General features: G+C 47.5%; 17 protein-coding genes and 2 rRNA genes. 1 reads left to right on the forward strand and 18 read right to left on the reverse strand.

Translation table 11 applies throughout. The features are described from left to right. Positions 1 to 27: 27 nt before the first annotated feature. The 5 genes from rsmA to metG form a co-directional block, all read right to left on the reverse strand. Positions 28 to 897 (reverse strand): 16S rRNA (adenine(1518)-N(6)/adenine(1519)-N(6))-dimethyltransferase RsmA, encoded by an 870-nt coding sequence (gene rsmA, locus H615_RS0101395; protein WP_027953490.1) that lies wholly within the window; start codon positions 895 to 897, stop codon positions 28 to 30. Beyond that, positions 887 to 1,450 carry a ribonuclease M5 gene (gene rnmV / locus H615_RS0101400; protein WP_027953491.1) on the reverse strand — a complete coding sequence of 188 codons (564 nt, stop codon included), beginning with the start codon at positions 1,448 to 1,450 and terminating at the stop codon, positions 887 to 889. Before rnmV ends, rsmA begins: the two co-directional genes overlap by 11 nt. A 97-nt stretch (positions 1,451 to 1,547) precedes the next feature. Continuing rightward, positions 1,548 to 2,840: a G5 and 3D domain-containing protein gene (locus tag H615_RS22765; protein ID WP_027953492.1), complete on the reverse strand. Its 1,293-nt coding sequence runs from the start codon at positions 2,838 to 2,840 to the stop codon at positions 1,548 to 1,550. A gap of 210 nt (positions 2,841 to 3,050) precedes the next feature. Beyond that, positions 3,051 to 3,824 carry a TatD family hydrolase gene (locus H615_RS0101410; RefSeq protein ID WP_027953493.1) on the reverse strand — a complete coding sequence of 258 codons (774 nt, stop codon included), beginning with the start codon at positions 3,822 to 3,824 and terminating at the stop codon, positions 3,051 to 3,053. 73 nt (positions 3,825 to 3,897) lie between these two features. Then, positions 3,898 to 5,853: a methionine--tRNA ligase gene (metG, locus tag H615_RS0101415; RefSeq protein ID WP_027953494.1), complete on the reverse strand. Its 1,956-nt coding sequence runs from the start codon at positions 5,851 to 5,853 to the stop codon at positions 3,898 to 3,900. A gap of 414 nt (positions 5,854 to 6,267) precedes the next feature. Between metG and H615_RS0101420 the strand changes: the two genes are divergently transcribed. Beyond that, positions 6,268 to 6,543: a transition state genes transcriptional regulator AbrB gene (locus H615_RS0101420; protein WP_027953495.1), complete on the forward strand. Its 276-nt coding sequence runs from the start codon at positions 6,268 to 6,270 to the stop codon at positions 6,541 to 6,543. 124 nt (positions 6,544 to 6,667) lie between these two features. On the opposite strand, the gene rsmI is transcribed toward H615_RS0101420, so the two are convergent. The 13 genes from rsmI to H615_RS0101490 all read right to left on the reverse strand — a co-directional run. Next, a complete protein-coding gene (gene rsmI / locus H615_RS0101425; protein ID WP_425306995.1) occupies positions 6,668 to 7,546 on the reverse strand; it encodes a 16S rRNA (cytidine(1402)-2'-O)-methyltransferase in 879 nt (292 codons plus the stop codon). Continuing rightward, a complete protein-coding gene (locus H615_RS0101430) occupies positions 7,524 to 7,808 on the reverse strand; it encodes a GIY-YIG nuclease family protein (RefSeq protein ID WP_027953497.1) in 285 nt (94 codons plus the stop codon). The genes rsmI and H615_RS0101430 overlap by 23 nt, the downstream gene beginning before the upstream one ends. Beyond that, complete coding sequence (locus tag H615_RS0101435) at positions 7,798 to 8,541, reverse strand: tRNA1(Val) (adenine(37)-N6)-methyltransferase (RefSeq protein ID WP_027953498.1); 744 nt, start codon at positions 8,539 to 8,541, stop codon at positions 7,798 to 7,800. Before H615_RS0101435 ends, H615_RS0101430 begins: the two co-directional genes overlap by 11 nt. Positions 8,542 to 8,615: 74 nt before the next feature. Then, the gene (yabA, locus tag H615_RS0101440) at positions 8,616 to 8,966 is read right to left on the reverse strand and encodes a DNA replication initiation control protein YabA (RefSeq protein WP_027953499.1); all 351 of its coding nucleotides are present in this window, start codon (positions 8,964 to 8,966) and stop codon (positions 8,616 to 8,618) included. Between the two features lie 16 nt (positions 8,967 to 8,982). Continuing rightward, positions 8,983 to 9,810, reverse strand: coding sequence for a PSP1 domain-containing protein (locus H615_RS0101445; RefSeq protein ID WP_027953500.1), 828 nt, complete (start codon positions 9,808 to 9,810; stop codon positions 8,983 to 8,985). Between the two features lie 7 nt (positions 9,811 to 9,817). Continuing rightward, positions 9,818 to 10,804 (reverse strand): DNA polymerase III subunit delta', encoded by a 987-nt coding sequence (gene holB, locus H615_RS0101450; RefSeq protein WP_027953501.1) that lies wholly within the window; start codon positions 10,802 to 10,804, stop codon positions 9,818 to 9,820. 13 nt (positions 10,805 to 10,817) lie between these two features. After that, on the reverse strand, positions 10,818 to 11,258 hold the full coding sequence (locus tag H615_RS0101455; protein WP_027953502.1) for a YaaR family protein: 441 nt from the start codon (positions 11,256 to 11,258) through the stop codon (positions 10,818 to 10,820). Between the two features lie 9 nt (positions 11,259 to 11,267). Further along, on the reverse strand, positions 11,268 to 11,597 hold the full coding sequence (locus H615_RS0101460; RefSeq protein WP_027953503.1) for a cyclic-di-AMP receptor: 330 nt from the start codon (positions 11,595 to 11,597) through the stop codon (positions 11,268 to 11,270). A 55-nt stretch (positions 11,598 to 11,652) separates the two neighbouring features. Further along, positions 11,653 to 12,282, reverse strand: a complete 630-nt coding sequence (tmk, locus tag H615_RS0101465; RefSeq protein WP_027953504.1) for a dTMP kinase — start codon at positions 12,280 to 12,282, stop codon at positions 11,653 to 11,655. A gap of 2 nt (positions 12,283 to 12,284) precedes the next feature. After that, positions 12,285 to 13,700 carry an aminotransferase class I/II-fold pyridoxal phosphate-dependent enzyme gene (locus tag H615_RS0101470; RefSeq protein WP_035531105.1) on the reverse strand — a complete coding sequence of 472 codons (1,416 nt, stop codon included), beginning with the start codon at positions 13,698 to 13,700 and terminating at the stop codon, positions 12,285 to 12,287. A 361-nt stretch (positions 13,701 to 14,061) separates the two neighbouring features. Next, the gene (locus H615_RS0101475) at positions 14,062 to 14,244 is read right to left on the reverse strand and encodes a sigma factor G inhibitor Gin (RefSeq protein ID WP_035531108.1); all 183 of its coding nucleotides are present in this window, start codon (positions 14,242 to 14,244) and stop codon (positions 14,062 to 14,064) included. Between the two features lie 140 nt (positions 14,245 to 14,384). Further along, positions 14,385 to 14,498 (reverse strand): 5S ribosomal RNA (gene rrf / locus H615_RS0101480). Positions 14,499 to 14,698: 200 nt separating this feature from the next. Beyond that, a 23S ribosomal RNA gene (locus H615_RS0101490) occupies positions 14,699 to 14,849 on the reverse strand; the annotation flags it as partial.

Below are 14,849 nucleotides of genomic sequence, written 5' to 3' on the forward strand. Positions count from 1 at the left end.
TGTATGTGAAAAGATGGGCTTTGTGTCTTACTTATACAACTCATTCGCAAGAGCTGCAAACTCTTCCATCGACAGGGATTCCCCGCGGCGGGAAGGATCAATGCCGGCTTCATCCAGGCGGGCACGCAGTTCACTCTTATCCATGCGGCCCTTGAAATGACGGGCCAGGTTATTCATCAACGTTTTCCTGCGCTGCCCGAAAGTCGCTTTGACCACATCAAAGAAAAAGTCTTCGTCTTCCACCTGTACCGGCGGCTGATCATGCATCTCCAGGTGCAGGACAGAAGAATCCACGTTCGGCTGCGGCATAAAGACGGTCTTGGGAACAGTCAGGGCCACGGCTGCTCTTGTATAGTACTGGACAGCAATCGACAACGACCCATAGCTCTTCGTATTCGGCTCGGCGGCCATGCGGTCGGCCACTTCCTTTTGGATCATGACGGTAATGCTGTCAATCGGCAGCCGACTCATCAACAACTTCATCAGAATAGGCGTCGTGATGTAATAAGGAAGGTTGGCGACAACCCGGACCGGCTGTCCTTCCTTAAACTGTTCCTGAATGACCTGTTCTACGTCGGCTTGAAGAATATCCTGATTGATGACATGCACATTATCATAAGGACTCAGTGTATCCTCCAAGATCGGAAGCAGGCGCTGATCAATTTCAAAGGCTACGACACGATCGGCATGACGGGCCAATTGTTCTGTAAGTGCCCCGATCCCCGGCCCGATTTCAATGGCTCCCGCCTCTTCATGAATACCAGCCTCTTCAATAATATTCTTCAGAATGTTTACGTCGATAAGAAAGTTCTGTCCGAGGCTTTTCTTAAACGAAAATCCATACTTCCCGAGTATTTCCTTTGTACGTGATGGTGTCGCAACCGCTTTATTGTTCATAGCTTTCCTCCTGATTGATTCTATCTATACTTTCAGCCAGCTGTCGGCGGGTGATATGAAACATATTCAACCGGCGGAGCAGCTGCTTTCCATTGGTTTTGCCTATATTTAAATCCATGCCTATCTTTTCTCGTAAATCAGCAGAATGCGGGCCTCCGATCAAACCAAGGTCAATCAGATCCTGCTTTGAAATTTCCCCTTCCTTTTCATCCATCAGCTCATAGACAGCGCTTAAAGCCGTTTGAATGTCCGTAATGGAAGCATGCTCTATTCCGATTCCTTTATCCTGCCTTGCTCTGGCCTGGTGCTTCGGAAGGAAGGCATGCTTGCAGTCCGGAATCTTCTGCGCAATGATATGCCGGATCCGCTCCCCGGGATAATCGGGGTCCGTAAAAATAATGATGCCCCGCTTCTCCTGCGCATGCTTGATGCGTGTCAGCACCTCTTCATCAATAGCCGAGCCGTTCGTTTCAATGGTATCTGCATCCACGGCCCGTTTAATTTTGGCCGTGTCGTCTCTTCCTTCAACGACGATGACCTCTTTAATTTTCAATGGTGTATCCTCCCTGCACGTCCGTTTATAAACCTCTCCCTAGCATACCATGAGTCTATACACGGAAAAAAGCAGAGGAAAGGTTCCTCTGCTGTCTTCACTCATCCAGTATTTTCACTTGTACCGTTTTTGAACCAAAGTTGTAGGCTTCGCTCTTGGAAGAGACGTGAAGATCAATCCGTTTCCCGTTGATTGCTCCACCCGTATCTCCTGCAACAGCATATCCATAACCCTCCACCCAGACACGGCTGCCCAGTGGAATGACACTCGGATCAACAGCCACGACTTTCTTATCAGGGTTTTCATTCAAATCAATTCCCGTTGCTGTTACGCCCGAACAGCCGGCACACTCTGCCGTGTACGCTGTAGCATGCATCCGCATCGTTTGACTTGATTCTTTTTCACGGCTTGTTTCCTGACTGCTTTTTGAAACGTTGGCAGATGTCTGCACGACCTTGCGGGAAGAGTCTGTGTCTTTTTCAGCATCCGAAGTGGAGGCTGCCACCACAGGCTGTGGTGCGGGTTCATCCACTTTTGTGCCAAGCGCTACGATTTCCCTACGGCTTTCCTGATCGACCGTTTCTTCTACCAGTTCACGGCTGACCTCTTCACCATTTTCAATCGTGACTTCATACGTCTTCTTCACAAGACCTTCCTGCCCTGCCTCAAGCACCTTACGCTCCCCTTTCGGAAGGGAGTCGTCCTTTTTCACTTCAACAGAATAATCGGTTTCTTCTTCGACAATGTCGGTCACCTTTTCCACCCGCGTGATTTCCAGCGGTGTATCCGCAGACACCCATGCATCCGCATCAAGGTTCAATTCATCCAGGTCATCGAGTTCAATTCCCTGTTCTTTCAATAATTCTTCCACAGTGGAAGTCGTCGTCCATATATGTTCCTCGTCTCCGCCATCATTTAACGTAACTTGAAAGGCTTCAGCGACCTCAATACTCATGCCATCAGCGAGATGCTCACTGGATTGGTGGGACAGCTGATCGTGTTCCTTGAATTCCAGATCATTCTCCTTGAAAAACTCTCCGACAGTAGCTGCCGTTGTAGAGTAGTCTTCCTTTTCCCCGCCATCAATGGCCAGGTGAACCGATTTTGATGCTATGTATTCAACATCCATCCCGTATTCAACTGAATCAGATAATTTATGTGATAATTCATCATGCGGCTGTACGGCAACGTCCAGGTCAGACATTAATTCCTCCACCGTATCCGCATGGGTACGAATCAATTCTTTTTCTCCGTTCTGAGTCACCTGCACAGAAGCCTTGGTGGCTTCATAGGTAACGGTCACTAAAAAGGCGGATACCAGGATAACAGATAATACGGCCCAGAAAGTCGTTTGACTGACAGCTTTTTTTACAATTTCTTTTCTAATCATCCTAAAGGCCCCCTCTCTAAAGCACGCGTACCATTGTATTCAAGTGACAAAATGATGTCAACTAACTCCCCTTTAAATAAAATGGAGGAGTCAGATGACAATCACTGACTCCTCCATTATGCATTTATGCCCAGATGAATAACATAACAGGCATGTTACAATTCCCATACAATTCTCAACCAGCTGTAATATTATGACCAAAGTCCTCCATTATGAATCGGAAATACCAAAGAAGGACAGAGCATTTTCTGTTGTGACACGACTGACCTCTTCATAGGAGATGTCCTTCAGCTCAGCTACCTGTTCCGCCACAAGCTTCACATAAGCCGGCTCGTTCCGGCTGCCCCGATTTGGATGAGGGGCGAGAAAAGGACAGTCCGTTTCCACAAGCAGATGCTTGAGATCAACAGCCTTGGCGACTTCTTTCGGAAGTTTGGCGTTTTTAAAGGTCACAGGTCCGCCCAGGGAGATGAGAAAATTCATATCGATACATTCCTGAGCAGTTTCCACAGGGCCGCTGTAACAGTGCATAATTCCGCCGACTTCTGCTGCGTTCTCCTCTTTCAGGATCTGCACAATATCCTCCGTTGCCTCGCGGTTGTGGATGATAATCGGCATGCGGACTTTTTTAGCAAGCCTGATCTGCTTCCGGAACACTTCCTTCTGCACATCAGCGGGCGACTTATCCCAGTGATAGTCGAGCCCCATTTCTCCGAGGGCGACTACTTTCGGATGCGAAGTAAGCTCTTCAATCCAGGCAAGGTCTTCCTCTGTCATGTCTATGGCGTCCACCGGGTGCCACCCTACCGCTGCATAAATATTCTCATCAGATTCCGCAATTTCCAGTGCCTTAGGAATCGTCTTTCTGTCAAAACCGACAACCGTCATATACGTCACACCAGCTTCGCGTGCCCTTTGGATCGTTTCTTCCAGATCTTCTTCGAATTGATCGGCATTCAAATGAACATGTGTATCAAAAAGCATTGTCGTCCCGCCTTTCTTTTTTTCATTGGAAAAGGGAAAGCGCTGATTAGAGCTTTCCCTTTTTATCCATTGGTTATTTCACTTTTGTTCCATTGCTCAAGGTCTGATCAACAGAAGCTAGAGCAAGCTTTCCATTGTCTTCACCGGCAAGAATCATCCCCTGGGACAATTCACCGCGCAGCTTCACCGGCTTCAGGTTGGCAATACAGATCACTTTCTTACCAACGAGTTCCTCCGGCGAATAGTGCTCGGCAATGCCTGAGACAACCTGACGCTGCTCAAAGCCAAGATCAAGCTGGATTTTCAGCAGTTTATCCGCTTTTTTCACTTTGTCGACCTTCAAAACTTCAGCTACGCGGAAGTCGAGTTTGGCGAAGTCCTCAATCGTCACTTCATCAGCAAGATCGGCTGGAGCTTCCTTTTTCTCTTCTTCCTTCGGAGCCGGCTGTTTCATCATATCTTTAATGATCTGCGTCTCTTCCTCTGCGTCAAGACGCGGGAAAATCGGCTCATCTTTTTGAACAGTCGTTCCGGCTGGAATCAATCCGAACTCTGCAAGGCTTTCCCATGACTTGAAACGCTCTTCATTCAAGCCAAGCTGTTGGAAAATCCGGTCCGGTGTCTGCGTCAGGAACGGCTGCAGCATAACTGCGGTATGACGGAGTGCTTCGGCCAGGTGAGCCATGACATTTCCGAGACGCTCGCGTTTCGCTTCATCTTTCGCAAGCACCCATGGCTGCGTTTCATCAATGTATTTGTTCGTACGGCTGATGAGCTTCCACAACGTAGAAAGCGCAACGGAGAACTCCATATTTTCCAACGACTCTTCGACGCCGTCAAGCGTTTCACGGGCGAGGCTTTCCAGGCTTTCATCGAAGGTATCCTCAGCGAGTGTAAGAGCCGGGATTTGTCCATCAAAGTATTTGCTGATCATAGCCACTGTACGATTCAGCAGATTGCCTAGATCATTGGCCAAATCATAGTTGGTCCGCTCTACAAAGGCTTCCGGAGTGAAGACACCATCAGATCCGAACGGCACTTCGCGAAGCAGATAGTAACGGAGGGCGTCAAGGCCGTAGCGGTCACTGAGCTGAACCGGGTCGACGACATTCCCTTTTGATTTGGACATCTTGCCGTCTTTCATCAAAATCCATCCGTGGGCGAACACTTTTTTCGGAAGCGGCAGATCCAGCGCCATCAGCATGATCGGCCAGTAAATCGTATGGAAACGGACGATTTCCTTACCTACCAGCTGTACGTCGGCCGGCCAGTATTTTTGATAGCGTGTATCATCATCTGTACCATAACCGAGGGCTGTAATGTAGTTACTCAAGGCATCAATCCACACGTATATGACGTGTTTTTCATTACCTGGCACGCCGATTCCCCAATCGAAGGTCGTCCGGGAAACCGCCAGATCTTCCAGTCCTGGTTTAATGAAGTTGTTGATCATTTCATTCTTCCGGCTTTCCGGCTGAATGAACGTTGGATTCTTCTCATAAAAGTCAAGAAGCTGATCCACGTAGTTGCTCATTTTGAAGAAGTAGGACTCCTCTTTCACTTTTTCCACTTCCCCGCCGCAGTCCGGGCAGTGCCCGTCATCAAGCTGGCGTTCTGTGAAGAAGGACTCGCATGATGTACAGTACCATCCTTCATATTCGTCGAGGTAGATATCCCCTTTTTTCATTAAATAGTCGAAAATTTTCTCCACGACCACTTTGTGGCGGTCCTGTGTCGTACGGATAAAATCATCATACGTAATATCCAGCTTATCCCACAGCTGCTTGATTCCACTGACGATATCGTCGACGTACTCCTGTGGGGAAACCCCTTTTTCCTCGGCTTTCCGCTGGATTTTCTGTCCGTGCTCATCCGTCCCTGTCAGGTACATCACATCGTACCCCCGCAGGCGCTTATAACGGGCCATCGCATCGCCGGCCACCGTTGTATAGGCATGTCCAATATGCAGATTACCACTCGGGTAATAGATTGGTGTCGTAATATAGAACGTATTCTTTTCCTCTGGCATCCTGTTCCCTCCTCAAAAAAATCATGCTAACGCCATGAAAGGTCATGGTATCATTCTATCGATTTATTTCTTTTATTTCCATTCCTAACATTAAAATATACCGAAAGTTATGTAAAACTGTCAAAAGCCGTACATATAAAGACTTCACATATGTAAATACCATGGTAAAATAGGACATATATAACCGAAGTGGATAAAGTATCCATTTTTGGAACCGATATAAATGGAGAAGAGGAAATCAGGCCTGCGGAAATCACTCCTCTCACCCATTTTATATACCTCACCTAGTATAGGGATATGGAAATCTCTGCACCTTTTTTAGTAATTGACACGTCTGGGAATGGTTGGTACTATTATGTCGAGACATATGTCGAAACATGACGATCATACTTTTGATTGAGGGGAGATAGAAAAATGAAATCTACAGGTATTGTACGTAAGGTGGACGAGCTTGGTCGCGTTGTAATTCCGATCGAACTTCGCCGCACACTGGGGATCAATGAAAAAGACGCATTAGAAATTTACGTGGACGATGACCGCATCGTTCTCAAGAAGTACAAGCCGAATATGACTTGTCATATTACTGGTGAAGTTTCAGACGACAACATGAAACTGGCCAACGGCAACCTTGTTCTAAGTAAAGAAGGCGCTCAAATGCTTCTTAACGAACTTCAGGACAACCTTAAATAAAAAAAGAGATAAACAAAAGACGACGACACTCACTGGTTAGCGAATAGAGAGATAATCAGTCTGACATATGCTCCAAAACAAATCCCTTACTGGACAGGCCTGACAGTAAGGGATTTTCTTATTTCTATTCATCCTGGATGACGTGATAAGCCTGATAAACATCCCGTTTTGGAAGTTCTCTGTCCAGGGCGGTCTGCTTAATCGCCTGCTTACTTTTCATCTGTTCTTTCTCGATGTAGTGATCAACATGATCGATCAGGGAAATCCCCGCCCACCATGCCTCCTCCTGCTTTTCCTCTTCTGAAGATCCTTCTACAATGATGCAGAATTCCCCACGAAGGTCCTCGTCCTCTGCCCACTGGGCGAGCTCAGAGAGGGTCCCGCGTACATATTCTTCAAAACGCTTGGACAATTCCCGCACGAGCGATGCCCTTCTTGCTCCGAGCTCTTCATTCATATGCGCGAGCATTTCTTTCAGACGATGAGGGGATTCATAGAAGATCAGCGTCGCTCCATAAGGTTTCAGACGTCCTAATACAGCTGCCCGGTCTTTCTTTTTACGTGGCAGAAAGCCACAAAAGTAAAATTCATCCGTTGGTAAACCGGACCCGGCTAAGGCTGGAAGGGCGGCATTCGCCCCTGGAAGAACAACGACTGGAACGTCCTCCCCCACTGCTTCAGCCACAAGGTCTGTCCCCGGGTCTGAAATTCCCGGCATCCCCGCATCGCTGACAAGAGCAATGGTCTGCCCTGCCTGCAGCTGTTCGATCAGCTGAGATCCCTTGGTGTATTTGTTATGCTCATGGTAGCTGACCAATGTCGTGTGAATATCGAAATGATTCAGCAGCTTTCTTGTATTCCGGGTATCTTCTGCCGCAATCATATCGGCAATCTTTAAGGTAGATACAGCCCGGTACGTCATATCCTCCAGATTCCCGATCGGTGTAGGCACAATATAAAGGGTACCTGTTGGATGTTCACTAAAGCTCTTTTGAATTTTCACCAGCTTCCTCCTTCCGCTGTTCAATCCATATTTCTTTTTTCGTTCTGGCCATCCGCTTTAAACGGTATTCCTCCTGGAGGGCTTCTCTTTTATGATCATAACACTGCCACGCTTCCAGTACGAGCGGTCCCCGTCCTCTGGTATATTTAGCTCCTTTTCCTTCCCGATGCTTCTGCAGACGGTGCTCGAGGTTATTCGTATACCCGGTATAAAGGCTCCCGTCCCCGCAACGAAGCATATAGACATAATGACTACCGTCCATTTAAGATTTCCTTCAGTTCATCGGTGTAATCGCCATCTTCCTGAAGCGCATATAATGGCGGAAGGATTTTTAAGCCGGGACGACCGTCCCGCACCCCCTCAATCAAAAGGATGTTTGCTTCCTTCCCTGCTTTCGGGTAGACAAGACGCATCCGCTTCGGCTCCAGCTTGTGGGCTTTGAAGCGTTGGATAATTTCCACAAGCCGGTCCGGCCGGTGCACCATGGATACTTTCCCGCCGGATTTGGCCAGCCGGCTGCATGCAGACACTACATCTTCAAGAGTACAGTGAATCTCATGGCGGGCGACAGCCAGGTATTCATTCAAGTTATGCTCCTCTGTTTTGGGTGTTGGAAAGTAAGGAGGATTGCAGGTGACCAGATCAAACTTGTTATTGCCGTAATAAGCCGGCATCTCCTTCAAATCTCCACGAATCATCTGAAGCTGATCACCAAGTTCATTCAATTCAACATTCCGAACCGCCATATCATGCAGCCGCTCCTGAATTTCCACTCCAGTTATAGGTACAGAAGAGCGTGTGGATAGAAACAACGGAATGACCCCGTTCCCCGTACACAAGTCGAGAATCTTCCCTCTCGTTTTCGGTACGTATGTAAAGTCGGCCAGCAGAACAGCATCGAGCGAAAAAGCAAAAGCGCTCGGGCTTTGGATAATCCTCCGTTCTTCCTTGGCTAATAAATCATCGATTCGTTCATCATCTTTCAATTGTACCATCCGTCTGTTTCCTTTCTTTCCGATATAAAGAGAGCCCTTCCTCGAACGAGCAAGGAAAGGGCCTGGACCTGGATTTATTTCTTTTTATTCAAAAATGATAGACAGAACAAGCAATCCTCGTCTCTCGGGCTGCCGAAATGCAGGTTACAAATATGAAAGCCTTCTTCATAGAGTCTGGCCAGATTATCATAGCCTTCTCCGACGACCGTGCCTTTGTCCTGTTTCGACGAGGGTGAGGAAGTTGTCTCCTGTTTCTCATTTTCCTTTTCCAACCGCTGCCGCAGATGATGATTCTCAAGCGATAAATGCTGGTTCTCTTCCAATAGATAGGCCAGCTGCTTTTTCAGATCTCCAAGCTGTTCATACAACTCGCCGATCTGGCTTTCGAAATGGGATACTTGTTCAAAAATGGCTTTCTTATTCACGGTCGACTTCACCCTTTTATTCTGAGGCTTCGGTTTGAAGGACTCCTTCATCAATCAGTTCCTGAAGGGAATACTCCAATACACGTTCCTTCTCGCGGAATTCAACCTGAACCATGCGTTCAAGCATGTTGAGACCGACCACTCTGCCTTTCCCATAAGAAGTTGATATATTCTCACCGAGATCCGGAAGCTCTTTTTTCGCATTTTCATAATCATCATTTTCGTACTTCAGACAGCACATCAAGCGGCCGCAGAGGCCTGAAATTTTGGCTGGGTTGAGCGACAGATTCTGATCCTTCGCCATTTTAATAGATACGGGCTCGAAATCCCCGAGGAACGTAGAACAACAGAGCATTCTGCCGCAGGGACCGATGCCGCCGAGCATCTTGGCTTCATCACGGACACCGATCTGTCTAAGCTCGATTCTCGTTTTGAAAACAGACGCGAGATCCTTGACGAGTGTCCGGAAATCGACGCGTCCATCGGCAGTAAAATAAAAGATCACTTTATTGCGATCAAATGTATATTCAACATCGACAAGATTCATGTCCAATTTATGTTCACGGATTTTTTTCACACAAACCTGGTAGGCTTTTTGAGCATTGTCCTTGTTTTCATCCACGGTGAGTTTATCCTTGTCATCCGCCATGCGGATCACTTTCTTAAGAGGTAACACCACATCTTCTTCATCTATGGATTTATTAGCAATGACAACTTTTCCGAATTCAATCCCGCGGACCGTTTCCACAATGACGTAGTCTTCCGTCGTCATACGCAGTCCACCTGGATCAAAGTAGTAGACCTTACCGGCTTGTTTAAATCGGACACCTACAACTTCGATCATACGATCATCACCTCTGTAGTTGAAGGGTAAGTTGTTCCATCACTAAATTAGGATGGACATTTTGATTTATCTTTCGTTTTGCCTCAAGAATGCTGGAAAGACCTCTGGCTGCCGACTGTCGTGACCATCTCATGACCGACTGGTTCAATTTCTCTTTCTCTGAAATGAAAACGATCGAATCTTCCCGGTCCAAAAGTTGATGGATCATATCCTGAAACCAGAGTATGAGCACGTCAAGACCGCGCTGCAGCTGGGTGCGTTCCTTAAAGTGAGGCATCCATTGATGGTTGATAAACAAAAGTCCTTCATTTGGTTTATTTTGAAGCACTTCAATTAATTGTATCACTAATTTTCTAGCATTCGCAAACCACTCATCCTCATTCATCTCCAGTGCTTCCGTTATGTTATTCGTCAAAGCCGCAAGCAGGCGGGCGTTTGAGTTGGAAACGCCTTCTTCAATTAATTTTTTCTCCATGATATGCGCCTGGAGTGGTTGAAAAGCCAGCAGCTGGCACCTGGATCGGATGGTATCCAGAATCGTGGCGCCGTTTTCCGTTAACAGCATCGCGGTCGTCTGCCGGCTCGGCTCCTCGAGGAACTTCAGCAGGCGGTTCGCCGCGTTGACGGTCATTTTTTCTGCATCCACAATGATATAGACTTTACGGTTGGACTCCAGTCCTGTGTATGTGAATTCCTTCTGCAGATGAAGGATCTGGTCTTTCTTAATAGACTGTCCATCCGGTTCTATCCAGTGCAGATCGGGGTGGTTCCCCGAATCGATACGGTGGCAGTCGCGGCAGTTCTGACACGGTTCCGCCCCGTCTTTATTTTTACAGAAAATACTTTTCGCAAATAGTAAACTCATTTCTTTTTTTCCAGTGCCGCGATCTCCCTGAAATAGATAGGCGTGGGAGATGCGGTCTTTCTTGAAGCTGTTGACCAGCATCTGGGCCGCTAACGGCTGTAAATGTTTCATGTCCTGCCACGTCTGCATGTAAATACCGTCCTTATGTGTAAAGATTAATCAGCAGACCTTTCATTTCACCCATCAATCCAAGCAGGTCGACCGAACGCTTCTCCTGATCCATTACCATTTCCGTAAGTTCCAGCAGCCGCTCATCAATGGTTTCAATAAGCGTAAGCCTGCGCGTCTGTCCATTCGGACTCCAATGCTGGGACGGCTTGAGGTTTGTGCCGTACTGAACGGATTCTTTAATAAAATCCTTGATGAGACGCTTATATTTAGCAAGATCCCTGAAGGACCGGGAGCGTGCAACGCGTTCTCCCTGGGCCGTAATCGTCTCCACGAGCCGGTCCAGCTGATTCTGCTGCAGCTGCTGAGTCTGGGTCTGGATCATCGTACCGAACGTCCGGTTTCCCTGTGGGATTTTTCCTGTATTTTTAATTGGGCCTTCCACATTTGCTCTTATATCCTGATTGATTTTCATAAGGCCCTCTTAAAACTGAAAAAAGGAATCGACAGGTAAGATGAACACCGTCGCTCCTCCGACTTCCACCTTCACAGGTTTCGGAATGTACGAGTCGGCATTCCCCCCCATTGGAGAAATCGGTGCCACCATCTGTTCGCGCTGGCTGCAATTTTCCCTGATGATATCGAGGGCATGATCGACGTGATCATCGCCACAGCCAATCATGAATGTCGTATTTCCTTCCCTGAGAAAACCACCGGTGGTCGACAGTTTAGTTGTTTTAAAGTCATTTTTGGATAACGCATCGTTTAAACGGCTGCTGTCCTTATCCTGGACGACCGCAATAATCATTTTCATGAGAACAGCCCTCCTGTTTGGGTGTTTTCTCCTATTATAACAAATCGCGGAAGGTTTATGAGGGTAAGGACGCGCGCAGAATTCTTGATGCGTCCTTTTTCACTTCGTCGAACGACCGGCCGGCATCAATGACTTGAATACGGTCTTTACTGCGTGCGGCAAGTTCCTCATAAGCCTTGTGGACTTTTTTATGAAAAGCAAGATGTTCTAGATCGAGACGGTTCTGTTCCCGACCTTTGTTCTGTGCAATCCGGTCGAGACCATCTTCCGGCTTTATATCAAACAGCAGAGTCAGATCCGGCATGCAGTCTTCTATCGCAAATTCATTGATTTGATAGACCTCATCCATACCCAGCCCCCGGGCGGCACCCTGGTAGGCCAGACTGGAATCGACGAAACGGTCACACAAGACAATGGTCCCTTTCTCTAAAGCAGGTAAAACCTTTTCAACAAGGTGCTGCCTCCGGGCTGCTGCATACAACAGTGCCTCTGTCCGTGCATCCATTTCTGTATGATCCGGATTCAGGATGACTTCTCTAATTTTTTCTGCAATACGGATTCCACCCGGTTCCCTTGTTTCCATGACCGGGTATCCCTCACTCCGAAGCTCAGCGGCCATTTCTTTCAGCATGGATGACTTTCCAGCCCCATCGCCGCCTTCAAATGTTACAAACAATCCCTTCACAATCATTCTCCTTTAAACACTCGCACCCCTGTTGCCATATCTAAGTTCTGAAAACGTGCGCCCTTCTCCACCAAAGAGTGGACGGCCTGGATATGTGTACTGGAAAGACGTTCCCCTTTGAGTACCAAAGGGATTCCGGGTGGATAAGGGATGATGGCTTCGGCGGCTGCCTGTCCTTCCGCTTCGTTCCAGTCCATAAGAACGACCGGTTTGTCCCTCATCTCCGAATAACTCCATTCCAATGTTTGAATAGGTGGAAACGATATTTGATCTTGCTTTATTGTAGCATGGTTTTCCGTCTTTTTTAATTTGTTATCGACGAAAGCCAGTTGTTTCTTTAAGTTAGCCAAGGAAAAATAAGGCTCCAACCCTAACACGAGCAGCACCTGGTCCGTTGAAGCCATCTCAGGGACCAGTCCCTGCTTTTCCAACACATCAGCTACAACAAAGCCTGTGTTCGTCTCAGGCTCAAGTACAATCTTCAGTGTATCGTCCATAGGGGTGACGGGAAGAACACGCCAGTGCTCCGGATAATGTTCAAATACAGCCCGCACATCCTTAATGAAAGATACGAGCGTATCCCGATCCTCTTTAGACCACTGCTGTAAATAATCCCTTGCCAGATCAAGACTCGCCATCAATGGATAGGAAGGACTGCTTGACTGAAGCATCTGCAGGTAGTGACGCAGACGGGAAGAAGAGACGCGGCAGCTCTTTATATGCAGGTATGAAGCCATCGTCATCGCCGGGGCCATTTTATGGGCCGACTGGACGACGGCGTCGACCCCCGCTTTTAAGGCCGGCTCCGGGAATGGAGGTCCTAAATGAAAATGAACACCATGAGCTTCATCAATCAGCAGAGGAATATCCCGGCTGTGGACAACGGAAGCGATCTCTCTTAAGGGATACGCCCGGCCGAAGTAATCGGGGTAGGTTAAAAAAACAGCACGGCTTTCCGGATATTGGTCGAGCGCTTTTTGAATAGACGATGGTGTGACCTGGCTGTAGCGACTCGTATCCTCCTCAAATTCAGGGGCAATAAATACCGGTTTTGCTCCCGCCAATTCTATACCATTCAGGACAGATTTATGACAGTTCCGCTGTACGATGATTTCATCTCCCGGCCCGCAGACCGTTAAGAGGAGCGCCATGTTTCCAACCGTCGTACCATTCACGAGGAAAAACGTCTCTTCACTTCCAAAAAAATCAGCCGCTTGCTCCTGCGCCTGGCGGATGACGCCTTCGGGAGCATGCAGATCGTCCAATCCACTGATTTCTGTCGCATCCAGTCCAAGAAAGCCGGTATCCTCCCCCTTATATATCTGCCCATATTTATGACCTGGAACATGAAAAGAAATCGGTTCTTTCTCTCTATTTTTTTGCAGCGCCTCATAAAGAGGCGTCGATTTTACATTCACGTGCACTCCATCCTTTCTTTCTCCTCCACACTACCGGAGATCGCCTCCTCAGGCAATCCACCGAAGTTTCGTGATCCCTCCAGGTCTTTTTACTGACGGCTGTTCTGAGAACCAGGAGTGGTCTCAGAAGCAAGTCTGTTCTTTTCCTTTATGATTTTGAAGCAGAAAAAAGGAAGATTCTCTGTTTAACAGAAAATCTTCCTTTTTAGATGATCCTTTGGTAATGTTCCGAGCACCAGCGATGTCTGCCGGATAAGCGCAGGACTGATATCTACCGGCGCGCGGCTTGAGAATTCAAATTCTTTTTCTACTGGTAAAGACAGACCGCTCGAGGTTCATTGTTGGCACAAGTCATCAATCGTCAGGAGGGAATCATGGACTTCTGTGCCTCTGCCATTTTCTTCACGAAATGCACATACTTCGGATCATCCGCCGGTGTGTCTTTTATTTCTGATTCACAGGCTTCGCAGATATAGATTTTCAATAGATACAACCCCTGATCGGTTTCCCTCTCACAAATGCTGCATCGATCTTTCCTACTCATCGCTATCCCCCTCTTTCCGTGCGATTTATATGCTACAGCCTTAGTATGTCCAAAACTATGAATCTTATACTTTCAAGATCTATGTACGTTTAAAAAAAGATAGAAAAAAACCTCCAGGACAATCCTGAAGGTTTTGTGTGACGTGGCAGCGTCCTACTCTCACGGGGGTAAACCCGACTACCATCGGCGCTGAAGAGCTTAACTACTGTGTTCGGCATGGGAACAGGTGTGACCTCTCCGCCTTCACCACCACATCAATATAAAGTTTGAGGTGAACCCTCAAAACCGGATAAGGAAACAACTATTGATTAAACATCATTCACGAAGTTCAGTCCGGCTGCAGCTCCTAAATCCTCGCTGTTCTAAGCACACCTTCTTCAAGACTGAAAAACACAGCCTTTACGAATGTTTGCTTAGCCAGTCGGATTTGACCAGTCGCTTTCGCCTTCTTCATATAGATAAGTCATCGATCCATTAGTATCCGTCAGCTCCACGTGTCACCACGCTTCCACCTCGGACCTATCAACCTCATCGTCTCTGAGGGATCTTATCTGCTCGAAGCAGAGGGAAATCTCATCTCAAGGGGGGCTTCATGCTTAGATGCT

The organism is Halobacillus kuroshimensis DSM 18393 (assembly GCF_000425705.1).
Classification (GTDB): domain Bacteria; phylum Bacillota; class Bacilli; order Bacillales; family Halobacillaceae; genus Halobacillus; species Halobacillus kuroshimensis.

Coding starts and splice junctions, on each gene's coding strand:
- rsmA (WP_027953490.1), bottom strand. CDS start 897: ATGAACAATAAAGCGGTTGCGACACCATCACGTACAAAGGAAATACTC.
- H615_RS22765 (WP_027953492.1), bottom strand. CDS start 2,840: ATGATTAGAAAAGAAATTGTAAAAAAAGCTGTCAGTCAAACGACTTTC.
- H615_RS0101410 (WP_027953493.1), bottom strand. CDS start 3,824: ATGCTTTTTGATACACATGTTCATTTGAATGCCGATCAATTCGAAGAA.
- metG (WP_027953494.1), bottom strand. CDS start 5,853: ATGCCAGAGGAAAAGAATACGTTCTATATTACGACACCAATCTATTAC.
- H615_RS0101420 (WP_027953495.1), top strand. CDS start 6,268: ATGAAATCTACAGGTATTGTACGTAAGGTGGACGAGCTTGGTCGCGTT.
- H615_RS0101430 (WP_027953497.1), bottom strand. CDS start 7,808: ATGGACGGTAGTCATTATGTCTATATGCTTCGTTGCGGGGACGGGAGC.
- H615_RS0101435 (WP_027953498.1), bottom strand. CDS start 8,541: ATGGTACAATTGAAAGATGATGAACGAATCGATGATTTATTAGCCAAG.
- H615_RS0101445 (WP_027953500.1), bottom strand. CDS start 9,810: ATGATCGAAGTTGTAGGTGTCCGATTTAAACAAGCCGGTAAGGTCTAC.
- holB (WP_027953501.1), bottom strand. CDS start 10,804: ATGCAGACGTGGCAGGACATGAAACATTTACAGCCGTTAGCGGCCCAG.
- H615_RS0101455 (WP_027953502.1), bottom strand. CDS start 11,258: ATGAAAATCAATCAGGATATAAGAGCAAATGTGGAAGGCCCAATTAAA.
- H615_RS0101460 (WP_027953503.1), bottom strand. CDS start 11,597: ATGAAAATGATTATTGCGGTCGTCCAGGATAAGGACAGCAGCCGTTTA.
- H615_RS0101475 (WP_035531108.1), bottom strand. CDS start 14,244: ATGAGTAGGAAAGATCGATGCAGCATTTGTGAGAGGGAAACCGATCAG.